The sequence below is a fragment of the Brachybacterium massiliense genome, assembly GCF_900184245.1.
In the GTDB taxonomy this organism is placed as follows: domain Bacteria; phylum Actinomycetota; class Actinomycetes; order Actinomycetales; family Dermabacteraceae; genus Brachybacterium; species Brachybacterium massiliense.
Genome location: NZ_FXXB01000007.1, coordinates 514,936 through 539,982 on the forward strand (window position 1 = coordinate 514,936; position 25,047 = coordinate 539,982).

20 protein-coding genes are annotated in these 25,047 nt (G+C 71.5%); 11 read left to right on the forward strand and 9 right to left on the reverse strand.

The features are described 5' to 3' along the window. Positions 1 to 7 precede the first annotated feature (7 nt). From BN4251_RS09050 to BN4251_RS09065, 4 genes are read left to right on the forward strand one after another with little or no spacing between them, the layout of a single operon-like run. Positions 8 to 1,054: a hypothetical protein gene (locus BN4251_RS09050; protein WP_087484767.1), complete on the forward strand. Its 1,047-nt coding sequence runs from the start codon at positions 8 to 10 to the stop codon at positions 1,052 to 1,054. A 60-nt stretch (positions 1,055 to 1,114) separates the two neighbouring features. Then, positions 1,115 to 3,784 carry a PD-(D/E)XK nuclease family protein gene (locus tag BN4251_RS09055; protein WP_087484768.1) on the forward strand — a complete coding sequence of 890 codons (2,670 nt, stop codon included), beginning with the start codon at positions 1,115 to 1,117 and terminating at the stop codon, positions 3,782 to 3,784. Beyond that, positions 3,781 to 6,978 carry a UvrD-helicase domain-containing protein gene (locus tag BN4251_RS09060; protein ID WP_087484769.1) on the forward strand — a complete coding sequence of 1,066 codons (3,198 nt, stop codon included), beginning with the start codon at positions 3,781 to 3,783 and terminating at the stop codon, positions 6,976 to 6,978. Before BN4251_RS09055 ends, BN4251_RS09060 begins: the two co-directional genes overlap by 4 nt. Further along, a complete protein-coding gene (locus BN4251_RS09065; RefSeq protein ID WP_087484770.1) occupies positions 6,971 to 7,615 on the forward strand; it encodes a nucleoside/nucleotide kinase family protein in 645 nt (214 codons plus the stop codon). The genes BN4251_RS09060 and BN4251_RS09065 overlap by 8 nt, the downstream gene beginning before the upstream one ends. Here BN4251_RS09065 and BN4251_RS09070 read toward each other — a convergent pair. From BN4251_RS09070 to BN4251_RS09090, 5 genes are all read right to left on the reverse strand, one after another. After that, positions 7,602 to 8,099: an FBP domain-containing protein gene (locus tag BN4251_RS09070; RefSeq protein WP_087484771.1), complete on the reverse strand. Its 498-nt coding sequence runs from the start codon at positions 8,097 to 8,099 to the stop codon at positions 7,602 to 7,604. The two genes, BN4251_RS09065 and BN4251_RS09070, sit on opposite strands and share 14 nt — an antisense overlap. Before the next feature lie 187 nt (positions 8,100 to 8,286). Then, positions 8,287 to 9,171, reverse strand: coding sequence for an aldo/keto reductase (locus tag BN4251_RS09075; protein ID WP_087484772.1), 885 nt, complete (start codon positions 9,169 to 9,171; stop codon positions 8,287 to 8,289). Between the two features lie 31 nt (positions 9,172 to 9,202). Beyond that, the gene (locus BN4251_RS09080) at positions 9,203 to 10,201 is read right to left on the reverse strand and encodes a LacI family DNA-binding transcriptional regulator (RefSeq protein ID WP_087484773.1); all 999 of its coding nucleotides are present in this window, start codon (positions 10,199 to 10,201) and stop codon (positions 9,203 to 9,205) included. Positions 10,202 to 10,220: 19 nt separating this feature from the next. Continuing rightward, the gene (locus BN4251_RS09085; RefSeq protein WP_087484774.1) at positions 10,221 to 11,870 is read right to left on the reverse strand and encodes a fucose isomerase; all 1,650 of its coding nucleotides are present in this window, start codon (positions 11,868 to 11,870) and stop codon (positions 10,221 to 10,223) included. A gap of 17 nt (positions 11,871 to 11,887) precedes the next feature. Continuing rightward, the gene (locus BN4251_RS09090; RefSeq protein WP_245810275.1) at positions 11,888 to 12,964 is read right to left on the reverse strand and encodes a glycoside hydrolase family 172 protein; all 1,077 of its coding nucleotides are present in this window, start codon (positions 12,962 to 12,964) and stop codon (positions 11,888 to 11,890) included. A 375-nt stretch (positions 12,965 to 13,339) separates the two neighbouring features. Here BN4251_RS09090 and BN4251_RS09095 point away from each other — a divergent pair, with 375 nt between their 5' ends. The 4 genes from BN4251_RS09095 to BN4251_RS09110 all read left to right on the forward strand — a co-directional run bounded on the left by BN4251_RS09095 (position 13,340) and on the right by BN4251_RS09110 (position 17,812). Beyond that, on the forward strand, positions 13,340 to 14,695 hold the full coding sequence (locus tag BN4251_RS09095) for an extracellular solute-binding protein (protein WP_170931902.1): 1,356 nt from the start codon (positions 13,340 to 13,342) through the stop codon (positions 14,693 to 14,695). A gap of 26 nt (positions 14,696 to 14,721) precedes the next feature. Next, entirely contained in the window at positions 14,722 to 15,645 is a 924-nt protein-coding gene (locus tag BN4251_RS09100; RefSeq protein WP_087484777.1) for a carbohydrate ABC transporter permease, read from the forward strand. 1 nt (position 15,646) lies between these two features. Beyond that, positions 15,647 to 16,564, forward strand: a complete 918-nt coding sequence (locus tag BN4251_RS09105; RefSeq protein WP_245810276.1) for a carbohydrate ABC transporter permease — start codon at positions 15,647 to 15,649, stop codon at positions 16,562 to 16,564. Between the two features lie 129 nt (positions 16,565 to 16,693). Next, positions 16,694 to 17,812: a glycoside hydrolase family 183 protein gene (locus BN4251_RS09110; RefSeq protein ID WP_087484778.1), complete on the forward strand. Its 1,119-nt coding sequence runs from the start codon at positions 16,694 to 16,696 to the stop codon at positions 17,810 to 17,812. A 4-nt stretch (positions 17,813 to 17,816) separates the two neighbouring features. On the opposite strand, the gene BN4251_RS09115 is transcribed toward BN4251_RS09110, so the two are convergent. The 3 genes from BN4251_RS09115 to BN4251_RS09125 all read right to left on the reverse strand — a co-directional run bounded on the left by BN4251_RS09115 (position 17,817) and on the right by BN4251_RS09125 (position 19,804). Beyond that, positions 17,817 to 18,224: a GNAT family N-acetyltransferase gene (locus tag BN4251_RS09115; RefSeq protein ID WP_087484779.1), complete on the reverse strand. Its 408-nt coding sequence runs from the start codon at positions 18,222 to 18,224 to the stop codon at positions 17,817 to 17,819. Between the two features lie 60 nt (positions 18,225 to 18,284). After that, positions 18,285 to 19,139 (reverse strand): family 43 glycosylhydrolase, encoded by an 855-nt coding sequence (locus tag BN4251_RS09120; protein WP_170931903.1) that lies wholly within the window; start codon positions 19,137 to 19,139, stop codon positions 18,285 to 18,287. A 98-nt stretch (positions 19,140 to 19,237) separates the two neighbouring features. Next, on the reverse strand, positions 19,238 to 19,804 hold the full coding sequence (locus BN4251_RS09125) for a helix-turn-helix domain-containing protein (protein WP_087484781.1): 567 nt from the start codon (positions 19,802 to 19,804) through the stop codon (positions 19,238 to 19,240). Between the two features lie 124 nt (positions 19,805 to 19,928). Between BN4251_RS09125 and BN4251_RS09130 the strand changes: the two genes are divergently transcribed. Both BN4251_RS09130 and BN4251_RS09135 read left to right on the forward strand, forming a co-directional pair. After that, positions 19,929 to 21,179, forward strand: a complete 1,251-nt coding sequence (locus BN4251_RS09130) for an MFS transporter (RefSeq protein ID WP_087484782.1) — start codon at positions 19,929 to 19,931, stop codon at positions 21,177 to 21,179. A gap of 68 nt (positions 21,180 to 21,247) precedes the next feature. Then, positions 21,248 to 22,387: a glycoside hydrolase family 183 protein gene (locus tag BN4251_RS09135; RefSeq protein ID WP_087484783.1), complete on the forward strand. Its 1,140-nt coding sequence runs from the start codon at positions 21,248 to 21,250 to the stop codon at positions 22,385 to 22,387. 29 nt (positions 22,388 to 22,416) lie between these two features. On the opposite strand, the gene BN4251_RS09140 is transcribed toward BN4251_RS09135, so the two are convergent. Beyond that, positions 22,417 to 23,793 carry an exo-beta-N-acetylmuramidase NamZ family protein gene (locus BN4251_RS09140; RefSeq protein WP_245810277.1) on the reverse strand — a complete coding sequence of 459 codons (1,377 nt, stop codon included), beginning with the start codon at positions 23,791 to 23,793 and terminating at the stop codon, positions 22,417 to 22,419. Positions 23,794 to 23,986: 193 nt separating this feature from the next. On the opposite strand from BN4251_RS09140, the gene BN4251_RS09145 reads away from it, so the two are divergent. Beyond that, positions 23,987 to 24,952 carry a formylglycine-generating enzyme family protein gene (locus BN4251_RS09145; protein WP_170931904.1) on the forward strand — a complete coding sequence of 322 codons (966 nt, stop codon included), beginning with the start codon at positions 23,987 to 23,989 and terminating at the stop codon, positions 24,950 to 24,952. The last annotated feature ends 95 nt before the right edge of the window (positions 24,953 to 25,047 follow it).

The window sequence follows — 25,047 nt, forward strand, 5'->3', positions numbered from 1 at the left end:
AGGAGGCATGAACGAGAGCGCGCCCTCCCCCGACTACACCGTCGAGAAGCAGCTGGCCCGCACCGCGGGGGTGACCCTGGTGTGGTGGGCACACGGCATCGTGCGCCTGCTGCTCGCGGTGGCGATGGTCTACTACGGGGTCGCCAAGCTCGTCTTCGGCCAGTTCGGCGTCACCGACATGGGCGACGCGCTCATCGCCCAGGGCGAGATGAGCCCGATGGGGGTGCTGTGGCGGATGGTCGCCCTCTCCCCGCTGTTCCAGTTCCTGGGCGGCCTCGCGGAGCTCGGGGCGGCGCTCGCACTGCTGTGGCGGCGCACGATCCCGCTCGGCGCGGTGCTCGCCGGGGCGTCGATGGCCCTGGTCTTCGTGCTGAACCTCGGCTACGACGTGCCCGTCAAGCAGATCTCCCTGGCGCTGCTGATCATGTCGGTGCTGGTGCTGATCCCCTGGATGCCGCGCCTGTCCCGGGCGCTGCTCGGTCACGGGGAGATCCGGCCCGGGCCGGTGCCCGTGCTCATCCCCTGGCGCCCGCTGGCGAGGGTCACGAACGTTCTCGGACCCATCGCGGCGCTCGCGCTGGTGGGGCTGATCGGCTGGGGTGTGAGCGGGATGTACCCGGAGCGCAGCACCGACGAGACCACCCCTGCCGGGGTGTGGACGGTGCAGGAGGACGCCGCCGCGCCGGCTGCGCAGCTGAGCGAGGACACCCGCTGGAGCGCGATCGCCTTCGGCGAGGTCGAGTACGGGGGTCTCGCCTCGGTCCAGCTCCGGCGCGCTGACGGCGAGCTGCTGCACGGCCGCTACGAGCGCACCGGGGAGGGCACGGTCGAGCTCTCGCTGCGTCCGCTAAGGGATCCGGGGACCACGGCCCAGGAGTACATCGACTCCGAGCCCACCGAGCTGACCCTCAGCATCGTCGAACGCGAGGACGGCACCCTGCACGCCACCGGGGGCGGCCAGGACCTCGTGCTCGCGCCCAATGACTCCGCGATGGTGCTCTACGAGCGCGGCTTCAGCTGGGGCGTGCGCCCGGACGATCCCTTCAACCGCTGAGACGTCGGCCCCGTCCCCTAAGGTGGGACCGCACACGACCTGCGATGGAGGAGCCCCCGCATGCTGATCGAGTTCGGCTGGTCCCTCGATGGTGCCGCCTGGGCCGACGGGACGGGGACGACCGGTTCGGTGCGGCTGGGGCCGCGCGGTCTGGTCCAGCTGCTGCAGAGCCGCCTCGCGCTGACCCGTCCGTCGGTGGACCCCGCCGTGCGGATCGCGCAGTACGGCCGCGCGCTCGCGGCGGCGGATCATCCGTGGCCGAGGGAGTCCTTCGCCGTGGATCCCTGGGCGACGGCGGCGACCATGCTCAGCTGGCGGGATGCCGCGGTGGTGGCCGGGGCCGGGCTGCAGCCGCGCGAGGGGCTGCCGGCGCGGGTGGAGGCGCTGTGCGCGATCGAGCAGGTCGCGGACCTCTCCCCCGGCGCGGCGGATGATCTTCAGGAGCTGGTGGCGCTGCTGCAGGAGTCGCCCTGGCCGCTCGGCATCGAGCGCCTGCTGTGCCATGAGGCGCCCGAGTCCCTGCCGGGATCCTGGCCGCGGCTGCTGGCGCTGCTGGGTGAGGGCGGGGTCGAGGTCTCTGCGGCGGCGGAGCGGCCGACGGGGCGGCCCGAGCTGGTGCTGCTCGAGGCGGAGGACGAGTGGACTGCGGCGGAGGCCGCGGCGCGCTTCCTCGCCGGGCGCGAGGGACGAGCCGTGCATGTGCTCGCCACGGAGGACACGATCCTGCTGGACCAGGAGCTGCGTCGCCGCGGCCTGCCGGCCCTCGGCGTGGCGGAGTCCTCGGCGGATCGCACGAGCCTGCAGATCCTGCCGCTGTACCTCTCGATCGCGGTGGCGCCGGTGGATGTGCAGCAGCTCGGCGCGTTCCTGGATCTCCGGGTGCTGGACGCCCCGGACTCGGATCGGGAGCCGATCGGGCTGGTGCCCTCGCGGGTGCGCCGCCGCTTCCTCGACGCGCTCGCGGCGGAGCCCGGCACGGGAGGTGCGGCGTGGCGGGCGGTGCTCGAGGAGTTCGCGGGAGATCCCGACGCCTACGAGGTGGCCCGGGCCGTCTCCGATCTGGTCACCGCGCCGCTTCGCCCCGAGCAGCTCACCCCGGCGCGGCTGCGCGCGGCGACGGCCTGGCTCGGGCAGCGCCTGCGCGCCCTCGGCCAGGGGGATCCCGAGCTGCTGCGCGCGAGCACCCATCTGCAGACCTTCCTCGAGGTGCTCGACACCCTCGGAGACGATCACGTGCTCGACGAGCGCGAGCTCTCCCAGGTGCTCGAGGCCTCCGGCGGGCGAGCCGCCTCCCCCTTCGCCCGCCCCGAGGCGAGCGGCAAGCGCACCTCCTGCACCCGGCCCGCCCAGCTGCGGGCCGACGGCGGGGACGTGCTGTGGTGGGGCGCGGACCGGCAGGACGCCCGCACCGGCGTCACCTGGGACGCGAACGAGGTCGAGGCGCTCACCGCGCTCGGCGCACGGGTGCCGGACCCCGCGGCGCTCGCGGCCCTCGAGACCGACGCCGGGCTACGGGCGCTGCGCGGCGCGGGCCGCGTGATCGTGGTCCGCACCCGCACCCGCAGGGAGAAGGCCACCGCCCCGCACTCGCTGCTCGCGCACCTCGCGGCCGAGCGCGCACAGCCCGGCGAGGACGTCGCCGCGGTGCTCGAGAGCCACCGGGTGGATCCGCGCAGCGCCGTCGGCGCCGGGGCGTGGGAGCTCGCGGGATCGCGTCGGGCGCTGCACGTGCCCGCGCTCGAGGCGCCGACGGGGCCGCGCGAGGACCTCACCCGGCACGCCGCGCCCGCGCCGCATCTGCTGCCGCGGGCGCTGAGCTACTCGCAGGCGGAGAACCTGCTGGGCTGCCGCCAGAAGTGGACCTACCGCACGGGGCTCGGGATCCGGCCGGCGTCGGTCGCGAGCGTGCCCACCGGCAACCAGATGATCGGCACCCTCGTGCACGCCGTGGTCGAGGAGCTGGTCACCGCCCGGCAGAAGCAGGGCGGGGCGCCGGCGGCCGAGGAGATCGCCGAGATGCTGGACCGCCTGGTCCCGCAGCTCGCCTCGGAGCTGCTGCTGCCCGGGCGCGAGGTCGAGCTGACCACGATGCGCGAGACGGCCGTGCGCTCCCTCGAGGAGTTCTTCGGCCGGCTGGCCGCGGCGGGCCTGGTGATCACCTCGGTCGAGTCCCGCTTCGAGGAGCCGCTGCGGCTGCACCTGGCGCGAGGCGACGTCGAGGTGCCGTTCATGGGCTACCGAGACGTGCTCGCCGAGGATGCCGCGGGCCGGCCCACCGTGATCGACCTGAAGTGGACCTCGGCGGCGAAGAAGTATCCCGAGCTGTTCGATGCCGGAGAGGCGCTGCAGCTGGCCTCCTACGCCTGGTCGCTCGATGCCCCGGACGCGGACGTCGGCTACTTCCTGCTCAAGCAGGGCGAGTTCGTCTCCGCGAACCCGGCGCTGGACCCGCACGGCCGGCCCACCCTCGACATCGAGGAGGCCTGGTCCACCACCGTGGCCGGCGTGACCGAGGCGCTCGACGCGATCGGCGAGGGCACCGTCTCCGCCCGCTCCGGGCAGATCCTGCGCGATGCCGGGCAGAGCCTGAGCACCCCGCGCACCGAGGCGAAGAAGACCTACGCCGCCGCGCAGGAGGTCGCGCGGGCCGAGGGCGGGATCGTGGTCGACGCCCGCTGCGACTTCTGTGATTTCTCCCTGCTGTGCGGCCTGAGAGGCGATGCATCATGAGCTTCACCCTGATCAACGCCTCCGCCGGCTCCGGCAAGACGTACACCCTCACCCGGCTGCTGGCCGAGCGCCTGGCCGCCGGGCTCGACCCCTCCGAGGTCATCGCCACCACCTTCACCGTCAAAGCGGCCGACGAACTCTCCCAGCGGGTGCGCTCGACGCTGCTGGACCGCCAGCAAGTCGAGGCGGCGCGCGGCATCGACAGCGCCCTGATCAGCACCGTCAACTCCGTCGCGGGGCGACTGGTGACCGAGTACGCGCTCGATGCAGGGATCTCCCCGCAGGTGCGGGTGCTCGACGAGACCACGCAGAAGGCCGCGTTCGCCGCGGCGATCGACCGCACCGCCGCCGCGGCCGGGGTGCGCTGGGGCGCGATGCTCGCCCGCACCGAGCACGACGGCGACGAGCGCGACACCGGCTACGTGCGCACGCAGGCCTGGCGCGCGCGGGTCAAGGACGTCGCCGACGCCGCCCGCACGAACCTGCTGGGCGCCGAGGACCTGCGCGCCGCCGCCGAGACGTCATGGGAGGAGTTCCGGGCCGCGGCGCAGCTGCCGGCACCGGGCGAGGACCAGCGCGGGCGCTGGCTGCACGAGCTCGGCGTGAGGATCGCGGACTTCGAGGCGGAGCTCGCGGCGGGCACCATCGCGGCGCGCAGCGTGGACAGGGCGCGGCGCGATCTCGAGGCGCTGCGCCGGATGGAGCGGAGCCTGCGCGATCGGGAGCGCACCCCGTGGTCGAGCTGGCTGCGGCTCGCCGGAGGCGGCAGCTACGGCGCGCCCGCGAAGAAGGCGCTCGAGCCGCTCTCGCTCCAGATCTCCGAGACCTTCGCCGAGAATCCCGCGTGGCAGCAGGATCTGCAGGACCTGATCCGGCTGATCCTCGAGGTCGCCGCCGAGTCCCTCGAGGCGTACGAGACGTACAAGCGCGAGCTGGGGCTGATCGACTTCATCGACCAGGAGGTGCGGGCGCTGCGCCTGCTGCAGGACTCCCCGCGGGTGCGCGAGTCGATCGCCTCCCGCTTCCGGCTGCTCGCGGTGGACGAGTTCCAGGACACCTCCCCCGTCCAGCTCGCCCTCTTCCTCGAGCTCTCCCAGCTCATCGAGGAGAAGATCTGGGTGGGCGATCCGAAGCAGGCGATCTACGGCTTCCGCGACGCCGACCCCCGTCTGATGCAGGACATCATCGCCGCGCTCGAGGGCGGCGGCACCGTGTTCGGCACGGGCGAGGTGAGGAACCTGTCGGAGTCCTGGCGCTCGCAGAAGCTGCTGGTCGACTTCTCCAACGCCGTGTTCACCCCGGTGTTCGCGCCCGACGGGGCAGGGGCCGAGCGAGTGCGTCTGGCGATCCCCGCGCCGCGCCGCGAGCGCGCGGGCGGGGGCGCGCTCGAGGTGTGGGAGGCGACCAAGCACGATCGCCGCGCGGTCTCCGCGCACAAGCACGCCTCGATGATCGCCGAGCAGATCCGTCACCGGATCGAGGAGGGTGCCTTCGCCCCCGGGGACACCGCCGTGCTGGTGCGCAGCAATGCACAGCGCGAGGCGGTGGTCGCCGCGCTGCAGGAGCGGGGCGTGCCCACCGCCGGCGCCGCCCATCCGCTGCTCGCCACCCGCGAGGCGCAGATGGTGCGGGCCGCGCTCGCGGTCACCCTCGACGGCTCGGACACCCTCGCCCTCACCGAGCTGGTCACGCTGCTCGGCGACCACGGCGCCCACGAGGACTGGTTCGCCCAGCTCATGGCCGCGCCGGACCGCGACGCCCGCCGGGCCGTCTTCTCTGCCTGGTGGGAGGATCCCGCGCTGAGCGGTCTGCGCGAGGTGCGCCGGGCCTGCATCGGATTCACCCCGGTGGAGATGATGAGCGCGTTGATCGACGCCCTCGACCTGCCGCAGCGGATCAAGCGCTGGAGCGGGCAGGCCTCGCGCCGCCGTACCCTCGATGCACTGCGGGCGATGGCGCGGGAGACCACCGAGCGGCGCCGCGCCGAGGGCTCCCCCATCACGCTCACCGGCCTGCGCGCCGAGCTCGACGCCTGGGAGGAGGGGCCGGACCTCTCCGCGCTGCCCGAGGCGGTGTGGGTGGGCACCGTCCACGGTGCCAAGGGCCTGGAATGGGAGCACGTGGTCACCTACCTCGGCGCGCCCCCGAAGGAGCGCGACCACTCCAGCGGCGTGCTCGTCCTCTCCCCCGGCGCGCTCGACGTCACCGCGCCGCTGGCCGGGCGCAGACTGCGCTTCTGGCCCCAGGTCGCCGCGCCCGCAGAGGTGAGCGAGCAACTCGCCGCCTCGGACTTCGCGACCCGTCGGCGCGAGGCGGAGGCGGAGGAGTCCGGGCGGTTGCACTACGTGGCCCTCACTCGCGCCGCCCGTACCGGCGTGCTCGCCGTGCCCGGTGCCGCGACCGTGCTCGACACCCTCGTCGAGGGCACGCAGCTGGTGCGCTGGACGGACACCGGCCTCACTGTGCACGGCACCGAGGAGCCGTTGCCGGCGACGGTGACCCGCGTGAACGTGGACGATCTGGTGGAGGAGGCGGTGGAGCGCCTGCCGGTCGGGGCGGATCCCCTGGCGGCGACGGATGTGCCGCTGCGCCCGGAGGGCGAGGCGGGAAATCGTGCTACGGCGCGGTTTCAGGCGTCGGGCGTCGGCTCCGACGACTCGCTCGCGCAGGTGGGTGCGCCGCGCAGCATCGGCGAGGTGCTCGTGCGCGGCGGCGGGCCGCAGTGGGAGCGGGTGGGCGAGGCGCTCCACGCCTACCTCGCCCTGCCGCTCGAGCAGCTGACGCAGGCGCAGAAGGACAGCGCCGCGCAGCGTCTGCTCGAGCGCTGGGCGGTGACCCGCACCGTCGACGCCGAGGTGCTGCATGCGGCGGGACGGGCCTGGTCACGGTTCCTCACCAAGGAGTTCCCCGGCGCCGAGCAGCTCACCGAGCAGCCGATCACCTGGTGGAACGAGGAGGAACAGGTGATGGAGGGCTGGATCGACACCCTGCTCCGCCTGCCCTCCGGCGAGATCGTGCTGGTGGACCACAAGTCCTATCCCGGCGATGACCCGGTGGGGCACGTGCGGCGTCACTACCTCGGGCAGATGGCGACCTATGCGCAGGCCCTGGCCGCGGCGGGGCGGGCACCGGATCGGATCCTGATGCACCTGCCGCTGCGCGGGGAGGTCCTCGAGGTGACCCTGCATGGATGAGCTGAGCGCCGCCCAGGCGATCGATGCCGCGCGGGTGCTGCTGGACGACGCGCTGCGCTCCGGCGGGCGGCGGCTGCTGGGGATCGCCGGGGCGCCCGGAGCGGGCAAGTCGACGCTCACGGCGCTGCTGGCGGAGCAGCTGCCGGCGGGCAGCTGCGTCGTGGTGCCGATGGATGGGTTCCATCTCGCCGATGTCGCGCTCGCGCGGCTGGGCCGGGCGGAGCGGAAGGGCGCCCCGGACACCTTCGACGCGGCGGGCTATGCCACGCTGCTGCAGCGGCTGCGCACCGCGATGCCGCAGGATCCGCCCGTGTGGGCGCCGATGTTCGAGCGGGAGCTCGAGCAGCCCCTGGCGGGCGCGATCGAGGTGGGCGCCGAGGTGCCTCTGGTGATCACCGAGGGCAACTACCTGCTGCTCGATCAGGGGCCGTTCGCGCAGGTGGGCGCGATGCTCGATGCGCGCTGGTTCGTCGAGGTCCCCGAGCAGGTGCGCCACGAACGGCTGATCGCCCGGCACGAGCGCTTCGGCAAGCCGCCGGAGGCGGCGCGCGAGTGGGCGCTCGGGCCGGACGAGCACAACGCCCGCCTGGTCGCGGCGACCCGCGAACGGGCGGACGCCGTGGTCAGCCTGCCATGACGGTGCGCACGAAGCGCGCAGAGCGCTCCTGCAGGCCGGCGATCTTCTGCTGCTGGTGGTACTCGAGCAGGGCGGGATCCTCCGAGCGCAGCTCGTAGGAGCTCGGTGCGCGGCGCACGTTGCGCGAGCAGCGCAGATCGGCGCAGATCGCGGTGCCGACGGTGTTGCCGCGCCGGCCGGACTCCCCGGCCAGGGGTGCCACGAAGAGCGCGGCCTGATTGCCGTCCACGATGTCCTCGCACCACGAGCAAAGCAGCTTCTTCGCCGGAGGACGCTCGGCGCCGCGCAGCAGCAGGGTGCGCACGTGGCCGTCGACCTCGAGGCTCACGTAGTGCTGTGTGGGGCGCTTGGGGTCCTGCCAGCCCAGCAGGTCGAGCTGCTCGAAGTCGATGGCATCGAGCTCGGGGAGCTGGGCGCGCTGGGCCGCGCCCTTGCTCGCGTTGATGAAGGAGGTGCGGATCAGGTCTTCGGTCAGGGTGATCATGAGGGTCCTCACGGGAGAGCGGAAGGTCGTGGTGGCGTGCGGGCGCGCCGAGATCAGACCGAGCAGGCCACGTGGGCCGCCCCGCTCCCTGCAGGCGCGATGCGCATGCTGACTCCCTCTGCCGTCACGGACCCGGTCACGCTACGCCCGCACAAGGCGGGCGGCAACCGGGTTTCCCGGGCCCGGATCAGAGGATGATCTGGTTCAGCTCGGCCAGGTCCACGTCGCTGAGCTGGAGCGACATCGCCTGCGCGGAGTCGGTGATCGACTCGGGGCGGCTCGCACCCGGGATCGGGATCACGTGCTCGCCCAGCGCCAGCTCCCAGGCCAGCACCACCTGCTGGGGGCTGACCGCATGCGCCTCGGCGATCCGCTGGATCTGCGGGAACCGCTCCCCCACCGCGGCCGCCCCGCCGCCGGTGCCGCCCAGCGGCGACCAGGGAACGAAGGCGATGCCGTGCTCGCCGCAGTGCTCGAGCTCGCGGCGGCTGGTGTGGAAGAACGTCGGCGAGAACTCGTTCTGCACCGCAGCCAGGCCGCCCTCGCCGAGCACCTCGCGAGCCACGTCGATCTCCTCGACGTTCGCGTTGGAGATGCCGACCTCGCGGATCAGGCCCTCCTGCTGGAAGCCGGCCAGCGCCTCGACCGCGTCGGCATAGCGGATGCTGCGGTCCGGACGGTGCCAGTAGTAGAGGTCCACCGAGTCCATGCCCAGCGCCGTCAGTGACCTCTCGAGCGCGGAGCGGAGGTAGGCGGCGGAGCCGTCGCGACCCCCGCCCTCGGCGGAGCGGGTGATGCCGCCCTTGGTCGCGACCACCACCTGCGAGCGGTCCCCGTCCCAGCTGCGCAGCGCCTCGCCCACGAGCTGCTCGTTGTGGCCCGTGGTGTCCCAGCTGGGGGCGTAGATGTCGGCGGTGTCGAGCAGGGTGATCCCGGCGTCGAGCGCGGCATGGAGGGTGGCCATGGCGCGGTCATGGGGGGCGGGCTCTCCCCGTCCCATCGACAGCGGCATGGCGCCGAGACCCAGTGCGGAGACGGTCAGGGAGCCGATGCGGCGGGTGGATGCACTCATGCGGCAAGCGTATGCCCACGCGCGCGGCGCGTCAGCCCCTCGGGCGAGTGGATTCGCGTTCGATCAGGCGCGAGCGCAGCAGCGTGGTCGAGGGCTCCTCATCGGGGTTCGCCATCCGCTGGGCGAGCATCCGGGCCGCGGCGCGGCTGGTGGCGCGCACCGCCTGATGCACCACGGAGACCGACGGGGTGACCAGGCGGGTCCACAGATCGTCGTCGGTCGCGAGCAGGGCAGGCGCGCCCTGGATCCCGCGCAGCGCCTCGAACGCCCCGGCGGACATCCGGTTGTTGGTGACGTAGACGCAGTCCGCCGTGCCGTCGGCCAGCAGCTGCTCCATCAGCGCGCGACCCGATTCGACGTGCAGGTCACCGCGCTGGAGCGCGGCGTCACCGAGCTCGACCCCGAGCTCGCGCCAGGTGGCGAGGAAGCCGATCGCACGGTCCTCGGTGGTGCGCAGGGTCTGCGGGCCGGCGATCACGGCCGGGGCGCGGAAGCCCCGCTCGTGCAGGTGGCGCGCGGCCTGCCGGCCGGCATCGAGGTTGTCGGTGGCGACCACGTCGGTGGCCGCGCCGTCGATCCCGCGGTCCACCAGCACCACCGGGATCCCGGCATCGGTCAGCGGGCTCAGGTCGGTGCGCAGGCTGTCCACCGGCACCAGCAGCACCCCGGAGACGTGCCGGCTCACCAGCTGGGCGAAGCAGTCCTGCTCGAGGGCGAGATCGTCCTCGGTGTGCGCGACCGTCACCGAGTGGCTCTGGTCGCGGGCGATCCGCTCCACCTCGCCGATGATCTGGGTGAAGTAGGGGTTCTCCGCATCGGGCGCGACCACCGCGATCTGGGAGGTGCCGCCGCGGCGCAGGGAGCGGCCCAGGGCGTTGGGCACGTAGCCCGTGGCCCGGACCGCCGCCTGCACCCGCTTGGACAGCTCCTTGTCGACGGTGGTGGCACCGTTGATGACACGGGAGACAGTCGCCGAGGAGACGCCCGCGGTGCGCGCGACATCCATGATCGTGGGTCGTGGTGACACCATGGGCTGCTCCTCGTTCCGGTCAGGATCCGACGATCACCGCATCGCCGCAGAGGTGCACGTTCACCCCGAGGTGGTGGAACAGCGCGGCCTTGGCGGTCAGCGCCCGGTCGGCGGAATCGGAGTCGTCAGCGTAGACGAGCTGGGCATGGTTGGCCTTGTGCCGGCCCATGAACTGGTCACGGCTCACGCCGTGCAGCACCACATGCGCGATCGGCCACTCGGGGTTGGTGGCCTCCTTGCGCCGACGGGTCTCCTCCTCGGGCAGCTCGACCACGCTGCCGCGGCCGATGTCCACATGCAGCGCCCCCTCCTGCACGTACACGCGGGACCACACGATCTCGCCCGGCTTGGAGACGCCGTTGATGGTGGAACCTCCAGCCGGGAAGAACTCCGGCCCCTGACGCCAGCCCTCCGCGTCGGCGTACCCGTTCGGGAAGTGGCTGGGCGGGACCGAGCCGGAGATCTCGTACACCCACACGTACTGCCCCTCGTACTCCTCGCCCCAGCGCACGTCGTGCAGCGTCGTGGCCGGATCCATCCCCATCGCGTTCCAGACCCGGTGGGTGACCAAGGCGTCGACCGCGACACCCTCGTCCACCTCGTTGAAGTTCGGCAGCGCCTGCCCCTCCCACAGCACGCGGGAGCCGTCACGGCTGGTCACCGGCGGGCGCTGGACGTTGTTCAGCAACCCCTCGACGAGGTCCGAGGCGGGGGCGACGTCCTTCATGCCCTGCTGGTACTGGATGCCCACCGCGTCCAGGCCGAAGTCGTCGCTGATCCGCAGCGCGGCGACGTACATCTTGTACTGCCAACGCAGCTGGGACTCGGTGAGCTCGGTGGCCTCGTCGGTGCCCAGGCGGAAGGTCATCCCCGCCTCGCGCAGCCAGGCGCCGATCGCGTCGGCCTCCTGGTCGGTGACGGTCTGCATCTCCGCCCACAGCGCGGACTGGCTCAGCCGCTCCTTGTAGATGCCCAGCGGGTTGAGCATCTCGTCGTCGATGATGGCGTTGTACATGCCCATGCAGCCCTCGTCGAAGATCCCGATGATGGCCTTGTCCTGCCTCAGCTGATCGGCGAGCGCGCGGCCCAGCTCCACCTCGGGGGTGGTGGGCAGGGCGGGCAGCGGGCGCACATGGCTCGCGTCGTGCTCGAGGCGGCCGGACTCGATCCAGGTGGCGATGCCGTCCCGGAACCAGGCGTCGGTGCCGTCGACGGTCCACAGCGAGGAGTACTCGCGGTCCATCTTGGTGAGCCCTCCGTTGAGGTTCAGCAGGCCCACCAGGCCCGGCCATTCGGGGGCGAAGTTCGCGACCGTGAGGATCGGGCCGCGGTGGGTGCGCAGCCCGGCCAGCACGTGATGGCTGTACTGCCAGTTCGCGGTCGCGACGATCAGCGGCGCGTCGGCCGGGATCTGCGTGAACACCTCGATGCCCATCCGCTGGGAGCGGATGAACCCGTGACCGAACTCGGGATCCTCCTCGAAGGCGCGCTGGACGCGCCAGCCGGTCGCGCCGACGGCCTCGCCGACGATCCGCTCGAGCTCCTGCTGATACGGCCAGGCGGGGACGTTCGCGCTCTCGCGCGAGTCGCCGCTGGGGATGAGGTAGACGGTCTTCTCCGGGGCGGGGATCTCCTCGCGGAGGGCGGGGAGCTGGTACGTGGTGGTCATGGGTGCGTCCTTCGTGGTCAGCGGCGTGCGGGGCCGGCGGGGCTGTGCGGGCCGGCACCGGCCCCCAGGTGGATCTCCATCGCCTCGAAGCTCGGCGCCTCGGGCCGGACGGTGACGGGACGGTCGAGGTAGAAGATCGCGGTGGAGGCGATGTCATCGCGCAGCGGCAGGTAGCGCCCGGCGCTCTTCCAGCCGAGCGCCTGGATGTCCACGCGCGGCAGGCCGGTGGTGAAGTGGATCGGATCGGCCACGTGCCAGCGGTACATCCCGAAACGCTGCTGGGAGATGTACAGCCCGTCAGGCCGGATCACCTGCGGCATCCCCAGATACGGCGTGGAGAAGGCGGTGTAGCCCTCGCCGGGGACGTCGAAGTTCCAGGCCCCGCCGAAGTAGTCCTCGGTGCCGGTACCCGCGATGGTGGGGAACTCGCGGTCGTCATCCAGGTAGAACTTGATCTCGCCCTCACCCCACCAGCCGTTGGAGTTCACCCCCCAGGCGATGTAGGTGCCCACATACTGGCCCTGTCCCTCGACGCCCTCGAGGAGCACGTGCGGGGTGGCCGCCTCCAGCGGGTTCGAGCGGCGCCACTGGGCGTGGAAGTACGCGTCCTCGCTGTGGTCGCCGCCCAGCTCGTAGGTCACCTGGTAGTAGACGCGCGCGTCCTGATCGGAGGTGTTCTCGAGGGTGAGCACCGCCCCCTCGCGGAAGGGCATGGGCCAGTAGGAGTTGAAGCCGCCGTGCGGGTTCGCGGCGATCATCTGCGAGTCGACCTGGGCGAACCTCCCCCAGCCGCTCGCGAAGAAGTCGCCGTAGGGCACCTCGACCGCGGGCTCCTCGGCACCGTCCCAGTAGGCGCGCAGCACCAGCTGGCGCCAGTGATCGGTGTGGGTGGTGATCCAGATGTGGGTGATCACGCCGGCGGAGTCGATGTCCGCGAGGGTGAAGGTCTCCCCCGCCTTCACATCGACGCTCGGGGAGACCTTCCAGCCCTGGCCGAGGTCGCGGGCCGCCTCGGCCCCGGTGCCCTCGGTGGCGCGGCCTCCGCCACCGACGGAGCCGTCGAAGTTCTCGGGGCTGATGGAGCGGGTCTGCACCGCTCGCAGGCTGGCGAGCGAGGAATGGGCACGGGGTGAGCAGGCAGAACGGGTCACGGAAGCACTCCCTGGAGTCGGATCGTCGTCGATTCGTTCTCGCGCCGCGGGGCGGCGGTGGGCAAACGATTACTGGGACCATACGGAACCGCCCGCGGCCCGTCAATGCACTCTGCGACATGCGGTGGCCGACTCGTGACCACGAATCGATGTGACCTCGTTGACACCCGTCCACGCCGGGGCTACCTTGGCGCGTAATCGATTACCAGGAGCGGCACACGGACGTGCCGAGCCTCGAGCTCCCGCTCGACATGCGCAGCGACGCCCACTGCGCGAGCACCACACACCGCGAGATCCCCGATGACGAGGAGAAGCATCATGAAGCGCAGGAGTTTCCTCTCCGCAGCAGCCGCCACCACCGGAATGGCCGGTCTCGCCGCATGCGGCAGCGGCACCCCCGGACAGCGGGCCGACGACCCCGCGGCCGAGGGCCGCACCACCGTCGAGTTCTGGGGCAACGTCTTCACCACCCCGGAGAACGCCTGGTACGAGAAGATCGTCGAGGACTTCAACGCCTCGCAGGAGGACGTCTTCATCAACTACCAGGTGGTCCCCGGTGACGCCTGGGACCAGAAGCTCAAGGCCGCCCAGGCCGCGGGCAACGCCCCCGACATCTACATCCAGGCCGGCCGGCTCGACACCGCCGCCCGCACCGGCACCCTGATGGCGCTGGATGATCTGTTCGATGCGGAGGTGCTCGGCTCCGTCACCGACATCGCCAAGGAGGTCAGCCAGTACCAGGGTGCCTTCTACGCCTTCCCGCTGCTGGTCGAGCCCCAGATGACGCTCTACTGGAACCGGGACCTGTTCGAGCAGGCCGGACTGGATCCGGACTCCCCGCCGCAGTCCTGGGAGCAGATGTACGACGCCTGCGAGGCCCTCTCCGGCGTAATGGGCAACGGCGAGTTCGCCCTGAACACCGCCGTGGACTCCGGCACCTTCGGGTGGACCACCGTGGCCGCGCAGCAGCATGTGGCCGGCCACCTGCCGATCTCCGAGGACTGGGCCACCGCGGACGCCGAGGACCCCGCCTACGAGGAGCTCATCACCTTCTACAAGACCCTGCAGGACAACGGCTGGATCCCGCGCCAGCCCCTGGGCGCCGGCAACTCCGCCCAGGCCTTCGGCGAGGGCAAGGTCGCGATGATGTCGCAGGGCTCCTGGGGCATGTCCGAGATCGCCGCCGACTACCCCGACATGGTCGCGGTGACCGGGGTGGCGCCGTGGGTGCAGTCCGACGGCGACATGTCGCACTCGATCTCCACGATCGGCAACATGAAGTGGGTGATGGACGCGAAGGCGAAGGAGCCCGAGGCCGCGGCGTCGTTCATCAGCTGGGCGCTCGGCGGCGAACCCGAGGTGCTCACCCCCTTCTTCGTCGACACCCAGTTCACCAAGGCACCCGCACGGGACGAGGTGACCGAGGTGGTCAACTCCGACCCCGCCGCCGCGGATGCCCCGTGGTCCGACGTCGTGTTCAACGACGTGGTCCCCTTCTGCATCCCCGAGGCCCAGTACCCCTGGGACGTGAACATGGCGATGGGCGATGCGATCCAGGCCGGGATGCTCGGCGAGAAGAGCCCCGCCGAGGCGCTGGCCGACGCGAACGCCGAGATCCAGAAGGTGATCGACCGCGAGGACCTCGCCTCGGTGCGTGCCGAGATGGACGCCTGAGCCGGAGACGACCGGGAAGGAGAGGGATGAGCATCAACGCTCCCACCGCCGGTGGGCGCCGGCGCACCGTGCACCCCAGCCGCCGCCGGGACACCTCGATGGCGTACATCATGCTGGCGCCGGTGCTCGTGCTGCTGAGCATCTTCGTCATCTGGCCCGCGATCCAGGCGGTGTTCCTGAGCTTCTACGACTGGAGCTTCTACACCGAGTCCGAGTTCGTGGGATGGAAGAACTTCCGCAACGTGCTCGTGGACCCCAGTTTCTGGGAGGCCGTGGTGCGGGGCCTGCAGTTCGTGCTGATGACGGTGCCGTTCAGCCTCGTGCTCTCCTTCCTGGTCGCGACGCTGGCCACCTCGGTCTCCCGCCGGGTCTCCTCGGTGCTGAAGGTCAGCATCTACATCCCCTCGGTGATCTCGGGCGTGATCGCCTCGATCACCTTCGTGATCATCTACGACTACTCCGGCGGCCTGCTCAACGCCCTGATCAACCTCTTCGGGGCGCCGAACCAGGCCTGGCTCGGCGATCCGCGCTGGGCCCTCGGTGCGATCGCTGTGCCGGCCGTCTGGCTCGGGATGGGCATCACCACGCTGATCATGATCGCAGCGATGCTCGACATCCCCGAGAGCCTCTACGAGGCGGCCGAGCTCGAGGGCGCCAACTGGTGGCAGCGCACCCGCTTCATCACCATCCCGCAGATGAAGAACGTGCTGCTGTTCCTGCTGGTGACCGGATTCGTCGGCTCGATCCAGCAGTACGAGCTGCCGCTGGTGATGACCGGCGGCGGGCCGAACTCCGCCACCGAGCTGCCGAACCTCTTCATCTTCAACCACTTCCGCGGAGACGCCTACGTGGGCTACTCGATCGCCGCCGCGCTGCTGCTGTTCGTGGTGCTGGGCTCGATCTCCTCGGTCATCTTCCGCATCGTCAACTCCGAGAAGCTGGTGGACTGAGATGGCCATCGCCGTGGACCCACGCCCCCGCACTCCCCTGGGCGGCACCGAGGACGCCGCCTCGCTGCGCCGCCGCGCCCGTCGGCGTCGGATCCTCCATCCGATGCAACTGCTGCGGTTCCTGGTCAAGGCGTTCTTCAGCCTGCTGATCGTGTTCCTGGCGCTGTTCCCGCTGGCCTGGATGATCATCTCCGGGTTCAAGATCCGCACCGAGGTGGTCTCCACCCCGTTCCAGTTCTTCCCCGAGGTCTGGCAGTGGCAGAACTACGTGCAGATCCTCGCGGACACCGCGTTCCTGCGCACGCTGCTGATCACCGGTGGCGGCGCGGTGGTGTTCACCGCCGGCTCGATCGCCGTGAACTCGATGGCGGCCTACGCCTTCGCCCGGCTCGAGTTCGCGGGCAAGAGGTTCGTGTGGCCGCTGGTGCTGATGACCATGTTCATCCCCGGCATGACGATCCTGCTGACCAGCTTCATCGTGGTCACCAACCTGCGGATGCTGGACACCCTCGCGGTGCTGATCATCCCCGGCATGGCCGCGGCCGGGCACATCTTCTTCGTGCGCCAGTTCTACCTGAACATCCCCTCGAGCCTCGAGGAGGCCGCGGTGATGGACGGCTGCGGGAGGTGGGGCGTGTACCTGCGGATCTTCCTGCCGCTGTCGAAGGCGCCGTTCGTGGTCGTGGGGATCACCAGCTTCATGGCCTACTGGAACAACTTCGTCTGGCCGGTCATGACGATCACCAGCCCCGAGCTGTACCAGGTGCAGCAGTATCTCGCCGCGTTCCGCGGCGAGCGCTCCTCGGAGCTGGGGCTGCTGATGGCGGGGTCGGCCTGCGCCGCGCTGCCGATCATCATCATCTTCCTCATCTTCCAGCGCCAGATCATCGCGAACATCAAGATGGCCGGGCTGAAGTAGGCCCGCCCTTTCGTCCCCGCACCGGCACGAACGTCCCGTCGGATTCGGTGCGAAGGGACGATGCGGACGAGCCCGGTTCTGCGATGAGGTGGAGGGAGCATCCGCTCCCTACCTCACCAGGAGGCCGTCATGGCCGATCATCACCGCAGCGAGCACTCCCCCGCGGGCCTGAGCCGCGGCGCGTTCCTCCGCCTGGGCGGGATCACCGCCGCGGCCACCGGTCTGGGCATGGCGGGGACGCAGCTGGGCCCGCTCGCGGCGCCGGCGTCGGCCGCTCCGAGCGTGACCCGCATGGGCGAGGTGACCGGTCCCGGCATCACCAGCGACTGGGGCGTGACCTCGACGGATCTGGGCATCCCGGCGCGCACGCCCGACGGTCGGATCCTCGCGATCTTCGGGGACACCTGGTCGGAGCAGGGCGTGGGCAACGGCGACTGGCGCTCGCCCGTCGGCCTGTACGCGGATCCGCAGCGACCGCTCGCCGAGGGGATCGCGTGGACCGGCGCCGTGGGCGGCGACTACGCCCACCAGCTGGTGCCCTACGCGCACGATTCGAACCCGGTCTCCACCATCCTGCCCAGCGACGTCATCACCCTCGGGGACACGATGTACCTGTGGGTGATGGTCAACCACGGCTTCGGCAACGTCGCCTCCACCGAGATCTGGACCTCGAAGGACTCCGGTGAGAGCTGGCAGCGCGGCGGCACCATGTTCGACGGCGCCCACGCCGGCGGCCTGATGCAGCAGGCCACCTGGACCTACAACCATGACGACGACCACGTGTACGTGCTGACCACCGGCTTCCAGCGCGACAAGCCGATCATCCTGCATCGCGTGTTCGGCGGTGCGATCACCGACCCGGCCGCCTACGAGCCGTGGGGCTTCGCGAACGGTGCCTGGGGGTGGGGCAACCCGGCCACGCCCGTGCTCGAGGGCTCCTTCGGCGAGATGTGCTGGCGGATCATCGACGGCACCTGGGTGCTGTCCTGGTTCAACGCGGGCGAGGGCACCGTGGACGTGCTGCTGCACGACGGCCCCACCGCGAACCTCCACACCGCCACCCGGCACCAGGTGCTGCACAACGCCCCGTGGGGCGGGGAATCGGAGACCGGGGTCTCCCAGCTGTACGGGGGCTACATCGTGCCCGGCTCGACCCTGGACGACCTCCACCTGCTGGTCAGCCAGTGGAACACGGGGACCGGCTGGCCCTACTGGACCCAGCAGTTCCGGGTGCGGGGCCTGGCCTGAGAGCTCAGAGCCGGAGGATCCCGGCGGTGGTGCGCCGGAACAGTCCCTCGGCCATGTAGAAGGCGCCGAGGTCCGTCTCGAAGTCGACGTGGAGCCACTCCACCTCGAGCGCGCGGCACTCCTCGATCGCGTGCAGCACCAGGGAGCGGCCGATGCCGGTGCCCTGGTGCTCGGGGTGGACCATCACGTCGAGCAGGAAGGCGTGGCGTCCGCCGTCGGTGATGACGTTGCAGAACCCCACCAGCGACTCGCCGCGGCGCGCCACGACCCAGCCCAGCGAGTACCGCTCGAGCCGCTGCGACCAGGGCTCGAGCGCATCGTCTCCGACGAACGCGGCGGAGTGCAGCGCGGAGAGCTCCTGGTCGTCGATCTCCTCGCGCCAGGCGAAGCGGAGCTGCGATGGCTCATCCATGCCTGACAGTGTGCCGCCCCGCGGCGTTCTCCGTACGGGTTTCGGGGGATCACCCGCTCCTCAGCGGCCGGGCAGCACCTTCAGCTCACGGATGGTGAGCCCGCCGCGGCCCCAGCCACCTCCGGTGATCCAGGTGCGCCCGCCCTCGGTGACGATCTCGGCGCAGTGCTCATCGAGGTCCACGTCGATCTGCCCGGAGTCCTCGAAGCGCCGCGGATCGGTCGAGAAATAGGCCAGGGTGCGGTCGTACTGCGTGGATTCGCAGACGAACAGGATCCAGCCTTCGCGGGTGCGCACCACGAACGGCGACTCGGTGGGCCCGCCATAGGTACCCCTCTCACGCGAGCGGTAGGCGACCTCGGGCTCGGACCAGGTCAGCAGGTCCTCGCTGGTGCGCACCGCGACCTCGTGGTGTCCGCCGTCGGGCGCGGAGGTGCGGGTGTAGTACATCAACCAGCAGCGCCCGTCATGGATCACCATCGGGTCACGCGCATCGAAGCCGTCCTCGAACAGGACCTGCTCCTGCGGCGTCCAGTCGAAGAGGTCCTCGCTGGTCGCGAGCGTCATCCGGTAGGCGGTGTGATCGGCGGTGCCGCCCGCGTAGAACATCCAGTAGCGATCCTCGTGATGGATCACGTGCGGGGCCCACACATGGGTCTCGCCACGCTCGGTGCGGGCGTGGAGGATCGAGTCGTGGACGGTCCATGGCGCGCCCTCGAGATCGTCGGCGGAGGCGTGGAGGAACATCGTCTCCTCGAGCGGCGCGGCCGGTTCGGGATGCCAGATCCCGAACACGTGCCAGCGCCCGTCCCGGTCGCGGATCAGGGTGTGGTCGTTGATGTACCAGGGCTCCTGGGCCGACGGCGAGGCGTCGAGCAGGCGGCGCTTCTCGCCGGGGATCAGTTGAACGGTCACGGTTCTCCTCTTCGAGATCAGGTGGGCGGAGAACGATTACTCGCCCTCGTGCCACCGTAGGCGAGATACGCGATCCTGCGCACCCCTGTCGTGACGCTTCAGCGCACCGGGCGTGCGAGCAGCGCGACGGAGAAGAACACCGCCGCCTGCCCCTCGTGGGCGCGGTAGCGGTAGGTCTCGTCAGTCGCGAGGCGGCCGGAGCCGCCGGCCTCGATGAGGCGCGTCCCGTCGGCCGTCTCCACCTCGAGCGCACCCTCGAGCACATGGTGCATGAGCTCGGGCATCGGCACGCCTCCGCCACCCTCATAGACATCCTCGCCCAGGAGCTTCCACTTCCAGGTCTCGACGGAGAGCGCCGGGGTGTCCGCTGCGTCCAGCAGCACCGCCCAGCTGCCGGAGTCGGTGGACCAGACCTCCACGCCTTCGGGCGGCCCGTCGGCCCCCACGCCCATCAGGGCGGCGAAGGTGGTGCCGAGCCCGGCGGCGACGCGGTCCAGCGTCGCGACGGAAGGGTTCGCCTGGCCGAGCTCGATCTGGGTGAGCATGCGACGGCTGACCTCGCTGAGCTCCGCGAGGCCGCCGACGGAGAGGTCCAGCTCCTGGCGGGCGGCGCGGATCCGGTGACCGAGCTGCTCGACCACCGCAGGCCGCATCCCTCCGCTCATGAGCGCCTCCTCGACCTGTTCCGATGGGGTGACGGGAACTATATTGCACATCGCCCAGGGTGCGCATTATGTTGCGCAGAGGCGCTGTCGCCCCTGTTCACCCCCACGTCGAAGGAGGTCCTCCATGGCCGGCACCACCGTCCACGCCCCCGCGCCGCAGTCCGTCGCCCGGTCCCCGCGAGGGCCCCTGCTGCGCTGGTACGTCTCCTACGGCTCCTTCGCGGTGCCGCAGGCTGCGGCACCGATCGCCTTCTCGCTGATCGCACTGCCGCTGACCGGCGATGCCGCCAGCGGCGCGGCGATGATGCTCGCGATGACGATCGCGCAGGTGGTGGGCGCCGTGCCGATCACGCGCCTGGGTGCGCGCTTCTCCCCCATCCCCTTCCTGCGGGCGCTGATCGGTCTGCGCACCCTGGCACTGGTGGGCATCGCGGTGCTCGCCGCCGTGCACGCGCCGTTCCCGCTGGTGGTCGTCGGCGCCGCGCTCGCAGGGCTGGTCAACGGCGCCGCCTACGGCATGCTCCGCGCGGCGCTGAACCATCTGGTGCCCGCCAGCCGGCTGCCCCGCTCCCTCGGTGTCGCGGCGACGCTGAACGAGGTCACCTTCGTCTCCGCCCCCGTGATCGCGGCGGCGCTGGGGAGCATCTCCCCGCAGGCCGCGGCGTGGGCGATGGCGATCCTGGGCATGGGCCCGATGCTCCTGCTGCCGCGCATCCCCACCGCCACGGCGACCGGTCCCGCGCAGCGCGGATCACGCCTGAAGCTCACGCCGATGATCGTGCTGTGGCTGGTGTGCGGCGGGGCCAGCGCCGCCTCGATCGCCGCGATCGAGATCGGCGCGGTCTCGATGGCGGTCTCCTTCGGGATGCCGGCGGCCTGGGGCGTGCTGTTCCCCGTCGCGATCTGCGTGACCTCGATCCTCGGCGGGATCTGGGTGAGCGTGCGCAACCGCGTGCCGCGCCGCCGCACGGTGCTCGGCTGGCTCGCGGTCACCGCTCTCGGCGTGGCCGCGGTGGGCTTCGGCAGCTCGGTGACCGCCACCGTGATCGGCGCCCTGCTGGTCGGGGCGGTGCTCGCTCCGCTGGCCACCTACTACTCGCTGGTGCTGGACCGGCTGGTGGCGCCCGAGCACCGGGCCGAGGTGTTCGCGCAGCTGCGCACCGCGAACGCGCTGGGGATCATCACCTCGAGCGCTCTGCTGTCCCTGGCCACGCTGCAGGTCACCTTCGCGGTGGTGATCGGCGTGATGGCCGCGGTGCTGGTGGTGACGGGCCTGGTGTTCACCAGCGCATGGGTCAACGCCCGTCGTCGCCGGCTGGCGCGGGAGGCCGCCGAGCAGCGGGCGCAGGAGGCGCTGGCACCGGCGCGCCAGTAAACGATTGCTCGCGGGCCGGGGCTCCCGTAGGGTGGGCGCGGACCCACGTCGGCGAGGAGGCCCCCGTGATGACCCGTTCCCGTTTCCTGCGCGGCGCAGCCGCCCTCACCGGTGCCGGCGTGCTCGGCACGGCCTCCGGCTGCACTCCTGAGGAGCCGGGAGGCTCCCCCGCCCCCGAGGAGGCCACCTCGCAGGGGCCTGATTTCGGGCCCATCCCTGAGGACGCCTGCCCGCGCGTGGAGCGAATGGCGCCGATCACCGGCCCAGGGATCACCACCCGGTTCCGGATGGAGGCCACCGACCTCGGCGCCCCGGCCCTCACGCCCGACGGCCGGATCCTGTTCATCTTCGGCGACACCTTCGAGGAGGCCGTGGTGGGCGGCGGGTTCTGGCGCTCCCCCGTCGGCCTCTACGCGGACCCGGAGGTGCCGCTCGACGACGGGATCCGCTGGACCGGGGCGGTGGGCGGCGAGACCGCCGAGCAGCTGGTGCCCTACGAGCACGACGACGCCCCGGTCTCCACGATCCTGCCGGGTGATGTGCTCACCCTCGGGGACACCATGTATGTGTGGGTGATGGTCAACCACGGCTTCGGCAACGTCGCCTCCACGGAGATCTGGACCTCGGCCGATTCCGGCGAGAGCTGGGAGCGCACCGCCGAGATGTTCCCCGGCGACCATCTCGACGGGTTCATGCAGCAGTGCACCTGGTGCGCCCATCCCACCGACGGGTACGTCTATGTGCTGACCACCGGGTTTCAGCGCGACAAGGGCGTGATCCTCTCCCGGGTGCCCACGCAGTCCCTGCTCGATCCGGGCGCCTACGAGGTCTTCAGCGGCGGCGGCAGCTGGGGCGGGGAGCCGCTGACCGTGCTCGAGGGCTCGATCGGCGAGATGTGCCTGCGGATCGTGGACGGCACCTGGGTACTGACCTACTTCGACGCCGGGAACTACCGGGCGGACATTCTCGCCGCAGACTCTCCCGAGCAGCTCGCGGACGCCCGGCCCCGCACCCTGCTGCACGGCGGGGAGTGGGGGAACGAGGCGCACGACGTGGTCGCCCAGCTGTACGGGCTCTACATCGTGCCCGGCTCGACCCTCGAGGTGATGCACCTGGTGTGCTCGCAGTGGCACACCGGCCCGGACTGGCCGTACCACGTCGAGCAGTTCCGGATCGAGGATCCGCTGGGCCGCGGCTGCGTGGACTGAGCCGGGGCGGGCGCAGACGGCTCTGCTGCTCAGTAGCGTCGGTAGCGCTGGGTGGTGGCGCGGAAGCGCTGGGACTCCTTGCGCCAGGCGGCGACGATCGCCTCCGGGCTGTCGCCGCCCTCGAGCATCAGGCGGGTGCGCTTGGTGCCGGTGAGCTTGTCGACCCAGCACTCGTCGGCCTCCGTGCGGCAGTCCTCGCCCTCGCGCCAGTCGACCTCCTCGACGTTCCGCAGCAGCGCGGCGAGCACATGGATGCCCGTGCGCACCGGCTCGTACTCCTGGGCGTCGGTGACGTGGATCTGCAGGCCGCCGCAGAACTCGCCGGCGTGCTTGGAGGTGGTGGGGGTGGCGAACATCGGCCGGTAGAGCACGCCCGGGAGGTCCGCGGCCTCCAGCTCGGCGATCAGGGTGTCCACATGGGCCTCGGTGATGAACGGGGCCCCGAACCACAGGAACGGCGTGGTGGTGCCGCGGCCCTCGGAGATGTTCAGCGACTCGATCATGCCGGTGCCGGCGTACACCAGCGCGGTCTCCGCGGAGGGGATGTTCGGGGAGGGCAGCACCCATGGCAGCTCCGCCTCGAGCGGCTCCTCGGGGTCGTAGCCGCTCATCTCGATCACCTCGAGAGCGGTGGCGCCGTCGAGGAACTCGCCGTTGAACAGCAGCGCCAGCTCGCCGACGGTGAGGCCGTGGGTCTGCGGGATCTCGCGCAGCCCCACGAAGGAGGACAGCTCCGGCTCGAGCACGAAGCCCTCGATGTCCGTGCCCAGCGGATTCGGGCGGTCCAGCACGATGAACCGCTTGTCGTTCTCACCGGCAGCTTGCATTGCGTAGTACAGCGTCCAGATGTAGGTGTAGAAGCGGGTGCCGATGTCCTGGATGTCGAAGACCAGCACGTCGACGTCCTCGAGCATCTCCGGGGTGGGCTTCTGGGTGGCGCCGTACAGCGAGCGCACGGGCAGGCCCGTCTTCTCGTCGATGTAGTCCACGACCGAGCCGCCGGCCGGTTCCGCGCCGCGCACCCCGTGCTCGGGACCGAACAGCGCGGTCATCGTGAAGCCGCCCTGCTCCTGCGCCTCGACCAGCAGATCGATCGTGGAGCGCAGGGAGCTGTCGGTGCCGGTGGGATTGGTGATCAGGCCGACGCGCGCATCGCGCAGCGTCTCCAGCGCCTCCTCCTCGAGCAGGTTCTCGACGCCGAGACGGAATCCGCCGCGACCCTTCCCCCTGCCCTTGCCGCGGCCCTTGCCCTTGCCTCTGCCGCCCGGGGCGGCGTGCGCGGCGCCGGCACCGGCGAGCACCGCTCCGGCGGGGAGGGCGCCGAGCGAGGCGAGCACCCGGCGGCGGGCGGGCCGGCTCCCCTCGTCCTCGTTCTGCTCCGTGCGTCTGGGTGCTGCCTGGTTCACGAGGGGACCTCCGTCATCGTCGTCGGATCGTGCGCGCAGGAGCGGCGCTCCCGCATCGGGCGCACGGTCGAGCACGCTAACAACCATGTGTCGGCGGTCACAACCGGGGCGGGCGTCGCCCCACGTGGGGCCGCGTGGCGGTCGATTACCGTGAGGTCCGTACGGCGGTCGCGCCGGCGAAGGAGGCGAGGGCATGGCAGAGAGCGTGGGCAGCTGCTGCGCGGCGGGTCGGGCGAGCATGGAGGCCGGGGCGGCGCGCGGGGCCGACGGGATCGGCGCTGCGGAGCGCGACCTCTCCTTCGCCGCACCCGCCGAGGAGGTCCGGGCCCGCGCCGAGCGCGCCGTGCTGATCGAGGCGGGCAGCTTCCGGATGGGCACCGAGGACGCCGACCGCAACCGCGCCGACGGGGAGTCCCCCGTGCGCCCGGTGGACGTGCCCGCCTTCCGCATCGACCCCGCCTGCGTGACCAACGCCGAGTTCGCCGCCTTCGTCGCGGAGACCGGCTACGTCACCGAGGCCGAGGAGTTCGGCTGGTCCTTCGTGTTCGGCGCGCTGCTGGAGCGGGAGGTGCGACGGGCGAGCCCGAAGCCGCCCGGCACCCCGTGGTGGCGGGCGGTCGACGGGGCGCGCTGGGATGCGCCCGAAGGGCCCGGCTCCACGGTCACGGATCGTGGCGACCATCCGGTGGTGCATGTGTCGCTGCGCGATGCGGAGGCCTTCGCCGGCTGGTGCGGGATGCGCCTGCCGCGCGAGGCGGAGTGGGAGAAGGCGGCCCGCGGCGGCCTGGACCAGGCCCGCTACGCCTGGGGCGATGAGCTCACACCGGGCGGCGAGCACCGCTGCAACATCTGGCAGGGCGCCTTCCCCGTGCGCAACACCCTCGAGGACGGATATCTCGGCACCGCGCCGGTGCGGTCCTTCCCGCCGAACGGATTCGGGCTGTTTGAGGTGGCGGGCAACGTGTGGGAATGGTGCAGCGACCGCTGGACCACCGGGCAGGCGCAGTCCCTCGACGGGGACGTGCGCGTGATGCGCGGCGGCTCCTACCTGTGCCACGACTCGTACTGCAACCGCTACCGCGTCGCCGCCCGCTCCTCGACCGCCGCGGAGGACGCCAGCGGCAACAAGGGCTTCCGCCTCGCCGTCGACGCGGCGTAGCCCCGCGGCGCAGGCTCGCACGGCGCAGGCCCGCACGGCACAGGCCCGCACGGCACAGGCCCGCGGCACAGGCCCGCGCGGCGTAGCCCCGGCGA